Source organism: Paenibacillus sp. J22P218 (assembly GCF_056269195.1).
Genome location: NZ_JBWDNL010000003.1, coordinates 434,462 through 452,339, shown reverse-complemented (window position 1 = coordinate 452,339; position 17,878 = coordinate 434,462). Strand labels below are relative to the sequence as shown.

Genomic DNA, 17,878 nt, shown 5'->3' with positions numbered 1-17,878 from the left:
GGATTATAGGATGGCGGATCACGGAAAGAAAATATCGTTATGGGTGCTTGCATGGCCTATTTTTATTGAGTTGTTTTTACAGTTTTTGCTTGGAGCGGCGGATACGCTCATGGTCAGCCGAATATCGGATGATGCGGTAGCTGTTGTCGGTTTCTCCAATCAGTTATTTCAAGCGGTAACGACGCTGCTTGTGACGGTAGCAAGCGGGGCGGGTATTTTGATCGCTCAGAAGCTTGGCGCCCGTCAAACCAGCGATGCGAGGACGATCGGCATTATGTCGGTAACGGTCAGCGCGGGTATCGGAATATTGCTCAGCGTTATGCTATACACTTTTCCGACGGAGATTGCTGCAATGCTGAAGCTGCCTGACACACTGCTTCCGCTTGCTCAGACTTATATATCGATTGTGGGCGGGGGCATGGTTCTTGTGGCGCTTATGTCCTCGCTGAGTACGGCGATTCGCAACACGGGCAACACCAAAGGGCCGATGTACATTGCGATTGGCATGAATGTGGTCCATGTTATTCTCAACTATGGATTTATCTTCGGAGCACTTGGTTTACCGAAATGGGGCTTGCTTGGCGTAGCGGTATCAACGTTGGTCTGCCGACTGCTTGCGTCAATTGTATTGTTCATTATGTTCCTGTATACATTCGAGCGCCGCATAGCGATTAAAGATTTCAAAACATTCAACGGCAAGCTGTTTCAGGAGATATTGCGCATCGGCTGGCCGCTGGGCATTAATATGTTCTGCTGGGTGTTCACGCAGCTGCTCATTTTCTCCTTCATAGCGATGCTCGGCACTAGTGAGTTGGCTGCAAGAACTTATATGAACACGCTCGAATCGTTTTGCTTCATGTTAGGTTATTCGATTGCGCTTGCCGTACAGATTCAGATTGCCCATCTGTTCGGTGCGGGCAAGATCAAAGAGGCTTATGGTACAGCTTATCGTGCGTTATGGATTGGGCTTGTTGTCGTCACCGTAAATGCTTTCGTCATTTATTTGTTCGGAAGGCACTTGCTTGGGCTATTCACGTCGAATGACGATATTATTGCGATCGGCGCATCGCTGCTTGGGATGAACCTGCTGCTGCAGCCGGGTAAAATGATGAATATGGCGCTTAGCAACTCCTTGAACGCGGTAGGGGATACGCGTTATACGATGTGGCTGGCCGTCTTCTCCATGTGGCTGATCGCGACGGCGCTTGCTTATTGGGTGGGCATCGAGCTGGGCTGGGGATTAATCGGCATTTATGGCTGCATGATTCTCGACGAGTACGTTCGCGGCATCTTCTCGCTGTTTCGCTGGCGCGGACGCAAATATTTGCGAATGGCCGAACAGAGGGAAGCGGACAAAGCAGCTGCAGCCTCGGTCGCGCCTGCGATTAGAAAACAAGCCGCTCCCGGCGTATAATAGACGTTAATAGATGATATAGATGAGGCGAAGGGGAGAACGTCAGCTTATGGCTACTGGTTTAGTAATGAATGAGAAAATAAGAGCATCCGAAGTTCAACTTACGGGACTGGACGGGGAGAATCTCGGCGTTATGTCGAGAGATGAGGCGCTGGCGCTCGCTCGTGAGCTTAAAGTCGATCTTGTGTGCACGTCGCTTATGAGCAGTCCGCCGCCCTGCAAGCTCGTCGGCAGAGGGCAAGCGAAGCAGCAGCAGAGCAAGGATGCCCGCGCGGAGCGCGTGAAGGAGCAGCCTGCCAAGGTGAAGGAGCTACGTTTGACGCCGCATATCGAAGAGCATGATTACGATACGAAGCTGCGCCAAGCGGAGAAGATGTTGCAAGCAGGGAATGCCGTTCAGCTAGTCGTTCGTATACAAGGCAAAGAGGGCGCGCAGGCGAAAGCGCTGCTGGAGCGTCTTGTAGCGGATTTGAAGACATCGGGCAAGAAACAGTCAGGCATTCAAACCAGCGGCAAGCAAGCGCAGGTACAACTGCTCCCTGTATAGGGATACGATATGCACGATGCATACGAATCGCAAACCGAGAGTGAGGAGACTCATTGTTATATGAGGCAAAACTCATTGATTAGAGCAGATTGACGCAGTTGTACGGAATTAGTGAGTCAAATCTCATTCGTCGTGAAGTTAGGTTCATGGGGAGTGAGGTTTGGCTCACTATTTTGTTATTCAGACATGAAATGATGCCGAAGATATGAGGTCAGCTTCATACTTAATGAGCTTAACCTCATTATTGATGGGCTGCAGTAACTTTTGTGAGTGTAGGGGATAATAAGGGGAGCGTGAGGCTTAGTAGGAGGAGTGAAGTCCGAAGTAAATAGGTTGACAGTATTGGAATCATTTAATATCATTTTTATGAAAATCATTATCAATTACATAAGCAATTAATGCTTATTCGACAGAAAAGGAGTTTCCGATGCTTCGTAAATTTTTTGCCTATTATAAGCCGTATAAGAAGCTCTTCTTCATCGACTTTTTCTGTGCGGTGCTGCTTGCTGTCCTTGAGCTTATTTTTCCGCTTGCGGTCAGCTATGTCATCAACACGCTTTTGCCCGACGAGAATTGGGGTCTCATTGTAACGGCTTGCGCGGTGCTGCTCGTCGTATATGCCATTAATACGCTGCTCTCTTATGTGGTCACCTACTGGGGGCATATGCTTGGTATCAACATTGAGACGGATATGAGGAAGCAACTGTTCGACCATATTCAGAAGCTTAGCTTCCGTTTCTTTGACAATACGAAGACGGGTCATTTGATTTCTCGGATGACGAACGATTTGTTCGAGATTGGCGAGGTTGCGCATCATGGTCCGGAGGACATGTTCATTGCCGCTATGACGCTCATTGGCGCGTTCGGTATTATGCTCTTCATTAATCCAGAGCTCGCTGTCATTACGTTTATCATTGTACCGATCATTATATGGCTCGTGCTGCTGTTCAATGGCAAGATGACGAAAGCTGCGAATCGACTTTTCTCGGATATGGCCGACTTCAACGCGCGGGTCGAGGATACGGTCGGCGGCATTCGCGTCGTGCAGGCGTTCTCGAACGAGAAGCATGAGAGAAAGTTGTTCAAAGTGAACAACTTGCGTTTCCGCGAGGCGAAGCTGATCTCGTATAAAATCATCGGCATGAACTCCTCCATCACGTATATGCTTATGCGTCTAGTTTCCGTATTCGTCTTGATCGCGGGAACATGGTATGTGTTGAAGGGCAGTCTGAATTATGGCGACTTTGTTGCGTTCGTTCTGTTGACGAATATTTTCTTCAAACCGATCGAGAAGATCAATGCCGTCATCGAGAGCTATCCGAAAGGCATCGCCGGCTTCAAGCGCTACACGGAGCTGATGGAGACCGAGCCTGATATTGCGGATAAGGCTAATGCGGTTGAAGTGGATGGGCTGCAGGGAGATATCGTCTACCGTAACGTATCGTTTGGTTACGAGGGCGTAGCGAAGGTGCTGGAGCATATCGATCTTACGATTCGTGCCGGCGAGACGGTTGCTTTCGTTGGTCCGTCTGGCGCAGGGAAGACGACGCTTTGCAGCTTGCTGCCGAGGTTTTATGAGATCGATGGAGGCAGCATTTCCGTTGATGGGTACGACATTCAGGATATTAAGCTGGAATCGCTGCGCAAGCAGATCGGGATTGTGCAGCAGGATGTCTTCCTGTTCGCGGGAACGATACGCGAGAACATCGCTTACGGCAAGCTCGGCGCATCGGATGAGCTGATCATGGAAGCGGCGCGGCGCGCGAAGCTGGAAGAGTTCATTCAGTCGCAGAAGGACGGACTGGATACGGTTGTCGGGGAGCGCGGCGTGAAGCTGTCCGGCGGGCAGAAGCAGCGTCTCGCCATTGCGCGGATGTTTTTGAAGAATCCGCCAATCCTCATTCTTGACGAAGCGACGTCAGCGCTGGATACCGAGACGGAAGCAGCGATTCAGCAGTCGCTGGCTGAGCTGTCCGTCGGCCGCACGACGCTCGTTATTGCTCATCGATTGGCAACGATCAAGAATGCGGATCGTATCGTCGTCGTCACCGAGGACGGCATCACCGAGCAAGGCCGTCACGACGAACTCGTGGAAGCGGGCGGCATCTATAGCCGCCTCCACAAAGCGCAGTTCGGCGGCGCAGGCGTAGGCGCCAGGTAATGAATATTAGGCAGTTCCGACGGGTCATAGACCGCGTTGGAACTGCCTTTTTTGATTGTGAGCATACGGCTGGGCAACTGAGCGGAATAGAGCTAATAAATAGCTCTATTCAACAAACCGTGGTGTGTTAGGGGCAGATAGAGATAGAAAGTATCTCTATCGGCAAGGGAGAGCGGCGAATGTGAGCATACGGCGGGTCTGCTGAGCAGAATAGAGCTAATAAACAGCTCTATTCAACAAATCGGGGTGTGTTAGGGGCAGATAGAGATAGAAAGTATCTCTATCGGCAAGGGAGAGCGGCGAATGTGAGCATAAGGCGGGGCAACTGAGCGGAATAGAGCTAATAAACAGCTCTATTCAACAAACCGAGGTGTGTTAGGGGCCGATAGAGATAGAAAGTATCTCTATCGCTAAGGGAAAGCGGCGAATGTGAGCATACGGCGGGTCTGCTGAGCAGAATAGAGCTAATAAACAGCTCTATTCAACAAATCGGGGTGTGTTAGGGGCAGATAGAGATAGAAAGTATCTCTATCGGCAAGGGAGAGCGGCGAATGTGAGCATACGGCGGGTCTGCTGAGCAGAATAGAGCTAATAAATAGCTCTATTCAACAAACCGAGGTGTGTTAGGGGCAGATAGGGATAGAAAGTATCTCTATCGGCAAGGGGGAGCGGCGAATGTGAGCATACGGCGGGTCTGCTGAGCAGAATAGAGCTAATAAACAGCTCTATTCAACAAACCGAGGTATGTTAGGGGCGGATAGAGATAGAAAGTATCTCTATCCGCAAGGGGGAGCGGCGAATGTGAGCATACGGTGGGACTGCTGAGCAGAATAGAGCTAATAAATAGCTCTATTCAACAAACCGAGGTGTGTTAGGGGCAGATAGAGATAGAAAGTATCTCTATCGGCAAGGGAGAGCGGCGAATGTGAGCATACGGCGGGTCTGCTGAGCGGAATAGAGCTAGAAAACAGCTCTATTCAACAAATTGAGGTGTGTTAGGGGCCGATAGAGATAGAAAGTATCTCTATCGGCAAGGGGGAGCGGCGAATGTGAGCATACGGCGGGACTGCTGAGCAGAATAGAGCTAGAAAACAGCTCTATTCAACAAACCGAGGTGTGTTAGGGGCCGATAGAGATAGAAAGTATCTCTATCGCTAAGGGAAAGCGGCGAATGTGAGCATACTACACAAGCACAAAGAAGAGGCAGGCGCGGCAGTCAACCTGACCTGTCGCACCTGCCTCTTTAGTTACCCGTTGCCGCCTTGCGGGGCAGGCGGGTCGGGCTCTTTCACGAGCTTTCGCTTCTCCCAGCGGAATATCATGTTCAGCCCTTTATAGATGAGCTTAGACTCCTTCGTGAGCAGCGGGCCTAATATGGCTAGGATCAGCACATATAGCGCAGCGAACGGCTGCAGCAGCTCCATCAAGCCGCCGGCTTTGCCCAGATTAGCCATAATGATCGAGAACTCGCCGCGCGACACAATCGTTAGTCCGATGTTGGACGATGCCTTAGGCGACAGTCCAGCGCTCTTGCCTGCGAACATGCCTGCAACGAAGTTGCCGAGCAGCGTAATGCCGACAGCGCCGAGTGACAGCCATACCGCGCCGCCGAGTGCGAGCGGGTCGATCGTGAGACCGAAGCTGAAGAAGAACAAAGCGCCAAAGAAGTCGCGGAACGGCAAAATCATATGCTCAATCCGTTTCATATGCGTCGTCTCCGCTAATACTAGACCAACGAGCAATGCGCCGATCGCTTCTGCGACATGAATCGTCTCGGAGAAACCGGCGACAAGGAACAAGAAGCCGAAGACGAGCAATAGGAATAATTCGTTGGAGCGAATATTGAACAGCTTATTAAGCAGCGGGGCAGCCTTCCTGCCGATAATGAGGAATAACAACATAAATCCAAGCGCATAAGAGGCCGAGAGCAGCACACCGCCAAGCGACGAAGAGTCGCTGAGCACAAGACCTGACAATACGGATATATACACCGCGAGGAAAATATCCTCGAACATTATGATCCCGAGAATCATCTCTGTCTCCGGGTTCGCCGTCCGTTTTAAGTCGACGAGCACCTTGGCTACGATTGCGCTGGATGAGATGGTTGTTATACCTGCAATGACCATCGTTTCCTCGATAGGAAAGTCGTTAACCCATCCGAACAATAAGCCGAGTGAAAAGTTGATTAAAATATAGATCGTTCCGCCAACCGCGATCGCTTTGCCCGACTTCATGAGTCGACCGACCGAGAACTCGAGACCTAGATAAAATAACAGGAAGAGCACGCCGAGGCGCCCCATGAATTCGATTAATTCAGCGCTGTGAATGAATCTGAAGTCTAGTATGCCGAAGTGCGGCGCATGAGGCCCGACAGCCATACCGATCAATATATAAAAAGGAATAACCGAAAAACGAATTTTTGAAGCTAACAGCCCGACCAAGGCGATGAGTATAACGGCGAGACCGATCTCCAGCACCATGTGGTCCATAATTAACGACTCCCGTTTTGGAGCATGAGCTTAAGCTGCTTAAGGTTCTGCCGTTCACCAGCCACAATAAGGGTCGAGTCTGCTTTGAAAACATAGTCGGGACCTGGATTAATATGCTTAGCTTCCTTCTCGACGGCAGCAATAATCGTTGCGCCGGTCGTTTGGCGAATATCCGCTTCGCCGATCGTTTTGCCGATGCAAGCGGCGTTTGGCTCGATTTTGTACCATTCGATCGTTAGATCATCCAGCGCTACTTCAATCGTCTCGAGCGCCTTCGGCTTGTAAGTCATTCCGCCGATAATAGCGGCAATCTGACGAGCTTCTTCATCCTCAAGCGTTACCATGGAGATGCTGTCATCCGGATCCTCGTAGTCAAAATGGTACATTTCACGTCGGCCGTCATCATGAATGATAATGACGAACTTATCGCCTCCGCGCGTAATAATCTGGTATTTGCGTCCGATTCCAGGCAAATCAGATTCTCTAATATTCATTGGGTTTGCCTCCTCATTTTTTTGTAGTTTGTACCAAAAAAATGGGTTCTAACCAATGTAGACCGATGTATATTTAATAGGCTTAAGCAGTAAACGCTTCAAGCGCTGCAGGATGGTCAGACTTAAGGGGGATAAATAAGCGGGCCGTCCATATAAGACGGCAAGTGATGCCTTATAAGCCGCGGGCTTGCGGCGAATAGGCTGAAGCAGCTTGCTCGGGGAGCGCCCGTTCAGAGCAGCGCAGGTCGTTGCGCGGGCAACAGGATTGAACCGGCTGGAGCCGGCCGTCAACTCGAAGTTGTTGCCTGCTTGGTAAGCAAACAGTGCAGTGAGCAGCAATGGCAAAATAATAAGCAGGTTAAAGAACCGTTTGCGAAACGCGGGTCTTTGGTTGTGCTTCATGCTTATCGTCAATCTCATCTGCTCACCTCCTGCGGCTATATTTATAAGTATATCTTATAAATGACCAAAATCATAGACAATTCCATTTTTTTGTTGGTCGAATAAGTGAACAATTCAAGGCTTATAACCGTGGGATCAATTAGCAACGATCTTTTTGCTATTAATCAGCGAACCGGCATTTCCGATATGATAGAATGAATGAAAGTTTTCAAATAGAATAGAGCATAACAGAGAGAGGTTGATTGGGATGGGAGCAACAGTGAAGGAGCTGTCGCCGCTTGTGCATGCGCTTGATCTTAAGCCGCATGTCGAAGGCGGATGGTACAAGGAAATTTGGAAAGCTAATTTTGAAATTCCGCAGCAGGTGCTAGGCGATCCGTATTCGGGACCGCGTTTTGCCGCATCGTCGATTTATTTCTTGCTGCATCCCGAGGAGTTCTCGGACTGGCATACGGTTTATTCCGACGAAGTATGGTTCTGGCATTCGGGAAGCCCGTTGCTGCTCACGCTTGGCGGAACTGAAGCTGACCCGCATACTCGCAAGGAGATTATTGTGGGCCCGGACATTGCCGCAGGACATCAACCACAGGCGCTTGTGCCGGCTAACGAATGGCAGATGGCGAGAGCGCTCGGCGACGAGCCGGTACTCGTATCTTGCGTCGTTGCGCCAGGCTTCCACTATGATGATTTCCGTCTGATCAAAAAATAGGCACGTTCCAATAAATAAGAGCTTCGCGCGTGGCATTATGCCCGGTCGCGAAGCTCTTATTTTTATGATTCGTTTTGCCGCAGCGAATTGATGAACAGCTCGGTTAAGGCGGGATCCCACTGTGTTCCCTTGCCTTCCTCCAGAATCGCGAGAGCGTGCTCGCGGGTCATTCCTTTACGATACGGCCGATCCGATGTCATCGCATCGAAAGCGTCGGCAATGGCAATAACTCGGCCAAGCAGAGGAATGTGCTCACCTGCGAGCCCGTCGGGATAACCGCGTCCGTCATAGCGCTCATGATGGGAGCGAACGCCCGGAAGCAGATCGGCCATCGCGTCGGCAGGCTCAATCTGCTTCAAAATATTTTCGCCCAGTCCCGGGTGCGCCTTAATCTGATCGAACTCCTCGTCCGTCAGCTTGCCATCCTTCAGCAGCACCGCGTCACGAATGCCGATTTTGCCGATGTCATGAAGCAACGCCGACTTGCGCAGCAGTTCAATCTCGGTTTGCGGCCAGCCAGCCTGCTCGCCGATCGCGACGGAATATTCGGCAACGCGTTCCGAATGACCCGCGGTATAGGTGTCGCGCGCGTCAAGCGCGGCAGCAAGCGTGAAGAAGTAGCTTTGGTGAAGCTGCTTATTGCGCTCATCCCTTTCCTGCAGACCTTCGATCATATGGTTGAAGCCTGCGACCAGCTTCGAGAATTCATCGGAATGAATATCTTCCGCGCGGGTGTCGTAATGGCCGTTCTGCACGGCAATCATCGCAGCTTGGAGCTTATGGATCGGATCCTCGATATTGCGGGATAGGAGCGAGGCGCCGAACAAGGAGAAGAAGACGCCGATAACGAGAATGATACCGGCCCATTGCCAATAAGCGGAGGTGCCCCCGCCGTCCAGTCCTTCAAGCCTGATCTGAGCCGCAAGACTATGCAAGAGCAGTGGAAGCGTACCGATTAAAAAAGCGCTTAGCAGAAACTTCGTGCGAATCGAAGCGAATACTTGGCCGCCGAGCGACAGATCCTGCCCATAGAGCTCTACATGTTTGTTGCGCATATAGGTGACAACAGGTCGAATGGCCCGTGCGGTCAGGAAAAATTCGATCATGGCATGCATGCTGGCAACGAGCAACGCGCCAACGGAAGCAAGTCCGATATAATAATAAGGGAACGAGAGCCATTCCATTCGGATGAAAAGATAGCTCATTGCAATAGCCGGCACCGATATGCCGAGCAAATGAGGTCCGAAAGTCCGCTTCAAAGACAGTACCGGAAAGCGGTGCGTTTGTATATAAGCTTTGCGAAGCTGCTCCGCTGTAGGCTGATCGGACAGGAAAGCGGCCTGAATCGGCTTCGCATGCCGATAGAATACGAACAGCTCGCAGGCAAGCATAATGAGCAAAGAAGCGAATAAGATGACACCGAGCACGAGGCCTTCGCCTTGGGGCAGCTTAAGCGTGGAGAAAATGATGATGCCCCCGACTCCGAGCACGGCGACGGCCGATCCAAATACATAGTTGTAGACGAGCTGGAGGAGGAAGGCGCGATATACGCTTGCGGGAGTTTGTTGGTGCGGATCTAGTAGCTTCAATGGGATCATTCCTCTTTTCGCAGCTTCATGATGTAGTTCCTATTACCTATATTAACAATCGGCATATGGAGAGCGGAATTGAAGTTCATTTCCATGTACATACATGGGTATATTTTACATGGGGTTAGATAATTTAGCGGATTGCGGTTGCGACCAAAATTAGCTAAAATAGGTATAGTTCCTTTTTGATAGAGTCATAGATTACGAACGAATTGTTCGATTATGCCAATAGCAAACCATTTGAAAGAGTGGGACGCAAAGTCTGGAGTCTACAGCGCCTAAGGCGCTATGATCGTCCGACCGCCATGAATCTCGTATTCGTGTGTGGTCTTTTTTATTTTTTTGATAGGGAGGGTATATCATGAGAAAAGCATTTCGTAAGAGCGCATCACTAGTCGTGACTGGGGTCATCGTTTTCGGCATTCTATGTAACGCTTTCGTATTTGGAGCAGGCGGAGGCAACAACTCTGTGCTCGGTACGGCAGGCAGTTACAACGTGTTCATGCTGGGTGACTTTAAGCTGTATTACGAGCAAGTCGAAGGTGGACTGGCGGCCGGAGGAGATATTGATATAACCGGATTTGGCGTCAATCGAGCGAATGCATCGGGAGACATTGGCTTAGTAGCGGGCGGAGAACTGAAGTTCACGAATGGTCAAATTGATTATGGCGATGCCTACTACGGAACGCTTCACTCAACATCGGCCTTCACGCTCGTAAGAGGCAAGAAGCATCAAGGGGCACCTATTGATTTTGAAGCAGAAGCTGAATATTTGTTGAATTTGTCCGCTGAGCTGGCAGCTTTGCCGACCAACGGCACAACAAGCAAAGATCAAAACAATTCGAATAAAACGACTTTGAAGGGAACAGACCCTCAGCTCAATGTATTTACAGTAGGTTATGATCTGAATGAGGTATGGCTGGACGTTCCGAATGGCTCGACAGTGATTATTAACGTTACGGGTGCGACTCGATCAATGGGGTGGCAAGGTTATTTTGGCTTTGACGGTAAAGACCGCCAGTCGAAAATATTGTTTAACTTCCCGGATGCTACGGCGCTGACGCTCGGCTATAGCGGGGTCAAAGGCAGTCTACTAGCCCCGCAGGCTGATATTACGGCAACGAGCGGCAATATCGACGGCATATTAATAGGCGCTTCGCTCACGAAAGGCAGAATTCAGCCGCATTGGGTACCTTTCGAGGGGGAGATACCGCTAGCGACGCCAACACCTAGCCCGTCGGCGACGCCTTCTCCGACACCAACGCCGACAGCAACACCGTCGGAGACACCGGCATCAACGCCGACGGCAACACCGACACCGTCGGAGACACCGACACCAACGCCGACAGCGACACCAACGGCAACACCGTCGGAGACACCGGCACCAACGCCGACAGCGACACCAACGGCAACACCGTCGGAGACGCCGACAGCAACACCGTCGGAAACACCGGCACCAACGCCGTCGGAGACACCGGCACCAACGTCGACAGCGACACCAACGGCAACACCGTCGGAGACACCGACACCGACACCAACGCCGACAGCGACACCAACGGCAACACCGTCGGAGACACCGACACCAACGCCGACAGCGACACCGTCGGAGACACCGACGGCAACACCGACACCGACAGTGATACCGTCGGAGACACCGACACCAACGCCGACAGCGACACCGTCGGAGACACCGACACCAACGCCGACGGCAACACCGACACCGTCGGAGACACCGACGCCGACACCAACGCCGACACCGACACCAACGCCGACGGCAACACCGACACCGTCGGAGACACCGACGCCGACACCAACGCCGACACCGACAGCGACACCGACAACAACACCGACAGCAACGCCGACGGAAGAACCGACGTCGACGCCAACGTCGACACCAGTCGTAACGCCATCACCGGCACCGACGCCGACGGGAACTCCAATACCGGAGGCAACAGTTACTCCTGAGCCTACTGTGTCACCTGATCCAACGCCGACGCCTTCCGATGAAGTAATTATTGATGAAGAAGAAGTGCCGGGCGGCTCACCGGATGAAGGCGGAGCGCCTGAAGATGGCGAGGAGCAAACTACGGATGACGAAGAAGTAACGGTAGACGATGAAGAAATAGGCTTAGGGACACCGGATGATGGTTCAGTGGATGTTGATACATTGCCTAAGACAGGCGATAGCAGCACTATGCCGTTCTACATGGCTGGATTGGTAATCGTAATGCTAGGATTTCTGATCCGCTTTTCTGCACAGAAGAAATAAGAGTAACGACTAATAATCAAAGGGCTGTTCCTTAAGCGGTTATCCGCTCGTGGAACAGCCCTTTGCATTTGTATAAGCTACATTATGAAGGCAATATGATCTTTTGACCCGGGAAGATGAGGTCTGCGTTCGTTAACTTATTAAGATCGCGAAGCACCTGCCATGTCGTTCCGTATTTCTTGGCAATCGCCCATAGCGTATCGCCTTTTACAACGATGTAGGCCGGAGCTGCAGGCTCGGGTTTTGGTTCAGGCTTCGGCTCTGGTTTCGGTTCAGGTTGCTCGGGCTCGGGCTTCGGCTCGGGTTCAGGGGAAGGAGTGACGGGTTTCACTCCTTCCGTAATGCGTCCCTCAATGGTTGGATTTGCTTTGCCAAGCTTCTGAATATAAGCGATGAGCGCTTCATCCAGCGCGCCGTACATGCCGGCTTGCGGATACTTGCCGAACATGGTGTATTCATCGCCGCCCGCAGCTATGAAGTCATTCGTGGCAAGGGTGTATGTCGCAGCTTCATCCAATGGTTTGCCGCCGATTGTGACGGAATGAACGCGCTCCCCTTTGACTGCTTCCTTGTCGATTTTGAAAGCGACGCCGGACACTTGCGGGAAAGCGCCCTTCGGATTCGGATAATCAGAGACGCCGTTCTCGAGCGCGGCTTTGATGTCTGCGCCGGTTACCTTAAGCGTCACAATCTGATTCCCGAACGGCAATACCGTAATGACTTCTCCTTTCGTAATCGGGCCTGCATCGATAGAGGCGCGAATGCCTCCGCCGTTCGTAAGCGCGACATCAGCTCCCGAGATGTCGGCCAAAGCGTCGGCAATCAGATTGCCAAGGTTCGTCTCGCTTGCGCGTACTTTCTCCCTTGCGCCTTCGAGAGCAACGGATGTTTCGCCAACTTGCTCTGCGAGAATCGTCTCTTGGCTCTTCAGCGTGGCTGCAACAAGCTCAGCGACTTCGGCGTTCGGTGTGATTTCCGCTGCCTCGGCTTGGTTGATAAGCGTCGCTTGCTTCTTAACGACAGCACCATTCTCGACCCAAAAGTCAACGACGCCGACGTATTTGGTATACTCGCCCGCGCTGACAATCAATGTGCCATTGTCGCCTACAAGGCCGTCTTCAAGAACAGTGTGACTATGTCCATCGACAAAGATATCGATGCCCGCTACGGCTTTGACGACCCGAAGACTCGTATCATAGCTGGACTTATCCTGTCCGAGGTGGCCGACCGCAATGATGACGTCGGTCTTGTCCTTTAGCTCGTCGACAATAGCTTGCGCTTCCGATGCGGAGTCGGTGAAGTGAAGTCCCGCCACGTTCTTCGGATGCGTCTTGTACACCGTCTCTGAAGTCGACAGACCGAAGATGCCGATCTTTACGCCGTCAATTTCTTTGATGATATACGGCTCGAAGATCCGTTTGGCGCCTAATCCTTTGATATTCGCGCTCAGCATTGGAAACTTCAGCTTGCCGGCAAGCTCGATCAATCTCGCCGAGCCGTAATTGAACTCATGGTTGCCTGGCACCATAGCGTCATAGCCCATCTTGTTCATCGCGGCTACGACACTTTCTCCGTTGACCAAAGTAGCGAAGGTCGTGCCGTGAATGGCATCTCCGGCATCAATGGCCAATGTATTCGGATTTTTGCTCTTGTAGTAATCGATTATGCCGGCTACCTTGGCGAAACCCATCTCGCCGCTCGTGGCCTCGACGGCACGAGCATGCATGTCGTTCGTGTGCAGCAGCGTGATATGTTTCCCTGTCTGTTCCGTCGCATCCTCTGCCGCAGCGCTGCCCATAAGTCCAAGCACCAAGGCGCTGGCGAGCAGTGCTGACGTCAACCATTTGAACCTTTTACGCATGATTTGCTCAATCCTCCATATCTATATATTTGGTTAAAGCCCACCAGTAATATTCTACATATTTCCACTAATTCCTTCGTTATTATCTGAAAATTCTGATTTATAAGCATGCCAATCCTATAACGCAAAGTGTTTGCTCTATTTTGAACTGATCGGATGTGTCGGGGCGGAATAGCGAAAACATATTACGTTATTTTTCTAAAGCGGAGGTGGACGGGGGACATTATGGCGGATCGGACTATAAATAACGAAACTTCTTTGCGTTATTTATAGGAAGGGTGACCGGACGCAAGCAATAGCGACAAATTTTTGCGCTATTTCTCCAAGCAGACAACTGAAAAAAGCGCCTCGGCCGCTCGAATGAGCAGTCAAGGCGCTTTTCAATCAAGATCAACCTACACTTGGAACGCGCGAACGGATGCTCTAACCAATGAAATGAAACGCGGGCGGGCTTGCTCGGCTACACGAACGACTTGCTCATGTGTGAGCGGCTCAAGCTCGTCGCTGATTGCCATATCCGTGATGCATGTAATGCCTACTGCGCGAATGCCGCAGTAGTTGGCTGCGATAACCTCTGGCGCGGTCGACATGCCCACGGCATCGGCTCCCCATCCAGCCATCATCGCGAGCTCAGCAGGGGTGCAATACGTTGGTCCGGATATGCTGACGTATACGCCCTGCTGCAATGGAATATCCAGCTCGGCAGCTTGGGCAGCAACGATGGAACGGAGCTCCCGGTTGTACGCTTGCGACATATCGGGAAAACGAGGACCCAGCTCGCCGATATTTGCTCCCATTAAAGGATTACTGCCTGTATTGTTAATGTGGTCGGTAATTAACATGAGATCACCGGCAGAGAAGGCGCGGTTCATGCCGCCGGCCGCATTCGTAACGAGCAGCGTTTCGATTCCGAGCTGCTTCATGACATAGACAGGGAAGACGACTTCTTTCATCGAATAGCCTTCATAATAGTGGAAACGGCCTTTCATGACGAGAACGGCTTTGCCTTCCAGCTCCCCGATGACAAGCTCGCCGGAATGCCCCTCAACCGTCGAGACCGGGAAATGCGGTATTTCACCATAAGGAATGACGATGGCGTCTTTCACTTCATCGGCCATTACGCCTAGGCCGGAACCAAGAATCATGCCGATCTGAGGCGGTGCTTGCAGCTTGCCGCGGATGTAGGCAGCCGCTTCTTTTATTTTGACTAACATATTGTCCATAGGGCTATAATGCCTCCTTACTCGATTTGGAATGCTTTGACAGCATCATTATCATAGCGTAACGCGCGAGTAAAAGTAAACCGCGGAGGAATGCAGGCCAGCCGCGTTGTTGTTTCGCTGAATCGTTCGTATTATGATAAGTAGCAGAAGTAGCAGACGTATCGAAACGCCGCCAATAGGGACAGGCTAGATGAATCGGAGGAATGACGATGAGCATACAAACGAATTATACACCGGAGCAAGTAGCTTCAATGATTGACCATACGCTGCTGAAGGCGGACGCGACTAGCAATGAAGTGGTTCAGCTATGCAAGGAGGCCAAGCAATATCAATTTGCAACCGTATGCGTAAATGCGGGCTGGGTGTCGCTTGCGGCTAGCGAGCTAGCCGGATCGGGCGTTGGAATTACGACGGTAGTCGGTTTTCCGTTAGGCGCGACAAGCACGGCATCCAAAGCGTTCGAAGCGAAACAAGCGATTGAGGACGGAGCGACAGAGGTCGATATGGTTCTTAATATCGGGCTGTTAAAGTCGGGGGACAACGATGGCGTGCGACGCGACGTTGAAGGCGTCGTCGCGGCATGCAAGGGGAAAGCGAAGCTGAAGGTGATTCTGGAGACGGGCTTGCTAACGGATGAAGAGAAGGTTACCGCATGCGAGCTGTGCAAGCAAGCGGGCGCTGACTTCGTGAAGACGTCGACGGGCTTCGGCAAGGGCGGAGCGACGGTGGAAGATATTGCGCTTATGCGTCGTACGGTCGGTCCGGATATAGGCGTTAAGGCATCCGGGGGAGTAAGAGACCTGGAAACTGCATTGCAAATGTTCGCGGCAGGAGCAACAAGAATCGGCGCCAGCTCGAGCATTGCCATTGTAACCGGCGGCAAGGGCGAGGGTTACTAAGATTCCAATCAGCGAATAATCAAAAAGGCAAACCGTCTCTATTCGAAGCTTGCTTCGAGAGAGCTCGGTTTGCCTTTTTTTCGTTATATTACGATTCGCAAGCGAACGTCAGATTAGCGTGAAGCTCCTGTCCGGCCTCCAGCAGCACAAGCTCCTCTTGGCGGTTAAGCTCACCCGTCATCGCCATCCAAGGTTCGACGCAGATGAACGGCTTGCCGTTCACCGACCATAGTACGACGTACTTGAATATATCGTCGTACGTCATTCTCACGCGAACATCGCCGGCAACCGGGAAGGCGATCTCGCGTTGCTTCGCATCGAGCAGCGTGACGGATTCAACCAAACCTTCCAGATCGAATTCGCCCTCGAACGGTTTAGTAACATTGTCATTATAGTCGAGATATTGCGTAGCATCCGTATCATATACAAGCGACTTGCCGCCCTCGATTGCAAAGTACGGGTGGAAGCCGGCATAGAACGGCATCGTTCTATCCGTGCTTAGATTGCGGTATTGCTGGCGCGTATGCAGCTTGCCGTCCTTGAGCGCATAAGTGAACAGCAGCTCGAATTCGAACGGGAAGGAAACAAGCGTCTGCTCATTGCTGCGCAGCCTGATCGTAATGGAGGCTTCGCCTTCCTCGCTCGTGCTGATAACATCCCAGGGGGACGTACGCGCTACGCCGTGATTGGCCATGCTGTAAGCTTGTCCATCCCACTCATAGGATTGATTCTCCAGTTGCCCGCAGATCGGGAATAAAATAGGGTTGCCGCCCCTAATGTTAGCGGTCGGATGCTCGAAGGTTGCTTTGTCCAAATAAAACAATTCATGGCCGTTCAATTGACAGCCGATAACGATTCCGCCTCGCTCCGGGCATACAATGATGCGCGATACCGTGCTTTGCTCTGTCAGCTCATAGATCGTATAGGTGTCCACGTAGCTGCGTACTCCATAGTTGCTCACTAACATAACCTCCATATGTACATGCTTAATGGGATAAAAAACGTATAGACAAAGCATACCATAGCATTGTTCTTGAACACCACATCACTCATGCAGCGAATGGCGGCTTCGCCTTCATGGACAGGAAACCTTCCCCTCTATTAGTCTGCATAGCTCTCACACATGGAATAAGGGTTTGAGATTGGACGTTTCTATTAAATCATTCATCTACGCCATTCCGAGTTACGAGAATAGTATGTTATTAGCTTCATGAGAAGGGCAGGTGAAAGATTATGTCAAACTGCAGACAATATGGTAACTCCGTCGCCGGCGTTGGTTCGAACAACTATGGATCTAACTCCAAAGTTAATTCGATTCTAGCTATTCTTCGCAATGTCAGCTTGGGACAAACGATCACAGTTGGAACAGACAGCGGCAACTTTACAGGCAGATTCGCTGGTATCGAGAACGGAAATGTTCTTTTAACAACTACAACTGGTGCTCTCGTTTTTATCCCTCTTCGCCAAATTAACTTTGTCTCTATCCCGTAATGATAACAATCGATCCCTGCATCTGAAAAAAACGGCATCCGTGCCGTCGCCCCTCCGAGCGACGGCGCGGTTGTTCGCCGTTCATACCTTAATGGCGGTAATCGAGGCCAAGCGTACATAAAATATTGCGTTTTTATCCGTTACGATCACGACCGTATCGTCTCGAACGCCCTGATATTTCCCTTCTACCGACGTTTTGCCGAAATAGACCCGTATCGTGCTTCCGAGCTTTACCCACTGCAATATTCTCACCTTAAGGCCTCCCGAGAAGGCATACGAGACAAGTGAGAGTATTTCGCATGCCTATTTTCATTTGTTGTATTGTATGCA

Annotated in this window: 15 protein-coding genes and 1 riboswitch; of the genes, 7 read left to right on the top strand and 8 right to left on the bottom strand. The window is 51.2% G+C overall.

Annotation, left to right across the window (positions count from 1 at the left end; translation table 11 throughout):
* Positions 1-10: 10 nt before the first annotated feature.
* The 3 genes from AC0YN0_RS16740 (at position 11) to AC0YN0_RS16730 (ending at position 4,122) form a co-directional block, all read left to right on the top strand.
* Positions 11-1,414 carry an MATE family efflux transporter gene (locus tag AC0YN0_RS16740; RefSeq protein WP_475822275.1) on the top strand — a complete coding sequence of 468 codons (1,404 nt, stop codon included), beginning with the start codon at positions 11-13 and terminating at the stop codon, positions 1,412-1,414.
* Between the two features lie 49 nt (positions 1,415-1,463).
* On the top strand, positions 1,464-1,961 hold the full coding sequence (gene infC, locus AC0YN0_RS16735) for a translation initiation factor IF-3 (RefSeq protein WP_475822274.1): 498 nt from the start codon (positions 1,464-1,466) through the stop codon (positions 1,959-1,961).
* Positions 1,962-2,388: 427 nt separating this feature from the next.
* Positions 2,389-4,122: an ABC transporter ATP-binding protein gene (locus tag AC0YN0_RS16730; protein WP_475822273.1), complete on the top strand. Its 1,734-nt coding sequence runs from the start codon at positions 2,389-2,391 to the stop codon at positions 4,120-4,122.
* Between the two features lie 1,247 nt (positions 4,123-5,369).
* Here AC0YN0_RS16730 and AC0YN0_RS16725 read toward each other — a convergent pair.
* The 3 genes from AC0YN0_RS16725 to AC0YN0_RS16715 are packed head-to-tail and all read right to left on the bottom strand — an operon-like array spanning position 5,370 to position 7,525.
* The gene (locus AC0YN0_RS16725) at positions 5,370-6,611 is read right to left on the bottom strand and encodes a cation:proton antiporter (protein WP_442051880.1); all 1,242 of its coding nucleotides are present in this window, start codon (positions 6,609-6,611) and stop codon (positions 5,370-5,372) included.
* A gap of 2 nt (positions 6,612-6,613) precedes the next feature.
* A complete protein-coding gene (locus AC0YN0_RS16720; protein WP_442051881.1) occupies positions 6,614-7,105 on the bottom strand; it encodes a cation:proton antiporter regulatory subunit in 492 nt (163 codons plus the stop codon).
* Positions 7,106-7,153: 48 nt separating this feature from the next.
* Positions 7,154-7,525, bottom strand: coding sequence for a hypothetical protein (locus AC0YN0_RS16715; RefSeq protein WP_475822272.1), 372 nt, complete (start codon positions 7,523-7,525; stop codon positions 7,154-7,156).
* Between the two features lie 229 nt (positions 7,526-7,754).
* On the opposite strand from AC0YN0_RS16715, the gene AC0YN0_RS16710 reads away from it, so the two are divergent.
* Positions 7,755-8,216: a cupin domain-containing protein gene (locus AC0YN0_RS16710; protein WP_475822271.1), complete on the top strand. Its 462-nt coding sequence runs from the start codon at positions 7,755-7,757 to the stop codon at positions 8,214-8,216.
* Between the two features lie 62 nt (positions 8,217-8,278).
* Here the strand turns inward: AC0YN0_RS16710 and AC0YN0_RS16705 are convergent, their stop codons facing one another.
* Positions 8,279-9,805: an HD domain-containing phosphohydrolase gene (locus AC0YN0_RS16705; protein ID WP_475822270.1), complete on the bottom strand. Its 1,527-nt coding sequence runs from the start codon at positions 9,803-9,805 to the stop codon at positions 8,279-8,281.
* Positions 9,806-10,025: 220 nt separating this feature from the next.
* Positions 10,026-10,113, top strand: a riboswitch (cyclic di-GMP riboswitch).
* A gap of 53 nt (positions 10,114-10,166) precedes the next feature.
* Here AC0YN0_RS16705 and AC0YN0_RS16700 point away from each other — a divergent pair.
* A complete protein-coding gene (locus tag AC0YN0_RS16700; protein ID WP_475822269.1) occupies positions 10,167-12,074 on the top strand; it encodes a choice-of-anchor A family protein in 1,908 nt (635 codons plus the stop codon).
* A gap of 82 nt (positions 12,075-12,156) precedes the next feature.
* Here AC0YN0_RS16700 and AC0YN0_RS16695 read toward each other — a convergent pair whose 3' ends face one another.
* Positions 12,157-13,935 (bottom strand): 5'-nucleotidase C-terminal domain-containing protein, encoded by a 1,779-nt coding sequence (locus AC0YN0_RS16695; RefSeq protein ID WP_475822268.1) that lies wholly within the window; start codon positions 13,933-13,935, stop codon positions 12,157-12,159.
* Between the two features lie 395 nt (positions 13,936-14,330).
* Positions 14,331-15,158, bottom strand: a complete 828-nt coding sequence (locus tag AC0YN0_RS16690) for a purine-nucleoside phosphorylase (protein WP_475822267.1) — start codon at positions 15,156-15,158, stop codon at positions 14,331-14,333.
* Between the two features lie 209 nt (positions 15,159-15,367).
* Between AC0YN0_RS16690 and deoC the strand changes: the two genes are divergently transcribed.
* Positions 15,368-16,057 (top strand): deoxyribose-phosphate aldolase, encoded by a 690-nt coding sequence (gene deoC / locus AC0YN0_RS16685; protein WP_475822266.1) that lies wholly within the window; start codon positions 15,368-15,370, stop codon positions 16,055-16,057.
* Positions 16,058-16,145: 88 nt separating this feature from the next.
* On the opposite strand, the gene AC0YN0_RS16680 is transcribed toward deoC, so the two are convergent.
* Positions 16,146-17,018, bottom strand: a complete 873-nt coding sequence (locus AC0YN0_RS16680; RefSeq protein WP_475822265.1) for an aldose epimerase family protein — start codon at positions 17,016-17,018, stop codon at positions 16,146-16,148.
* A gap of 272 nt (positions 17,019-17,290) precedes the next feature.
* On the opposite strand from AC0YN0_RS16680, the gene AC0YN0_RS16675 reads away from it, so the two are divergent.
* The gene (locus AC0YN0_RS16675) at positions 17,291-17,548 is read left to right on the top strand and encodes a hypothetical protein (RefSeq protein WP_475822264.1); all 258 of its coding nucleotides are present in this window, start codon (positions 17,291-17,293) and stop codon (positions 17,546-17,548) included.
* Between the two features lie 81 nt (positions 17,549-17,629).
* Here the strand turns inward: AC0YN0_RS16675 and AC0YN0_RS16670 are convergent, their stop codons facing one another.
* Positions 17,630-17,800: a hypothetical protein gene (locus AC0YN0_RS16670; protein WP_475822263.1), complete on the bottom strand. Its 171-nt coding sequence runs from the start codon at positions 17,798-17,800 to the stop codon at positions 17,630-17,632.
* Positions 17,801-17,878: the final 78 nt, after the last annotated feature.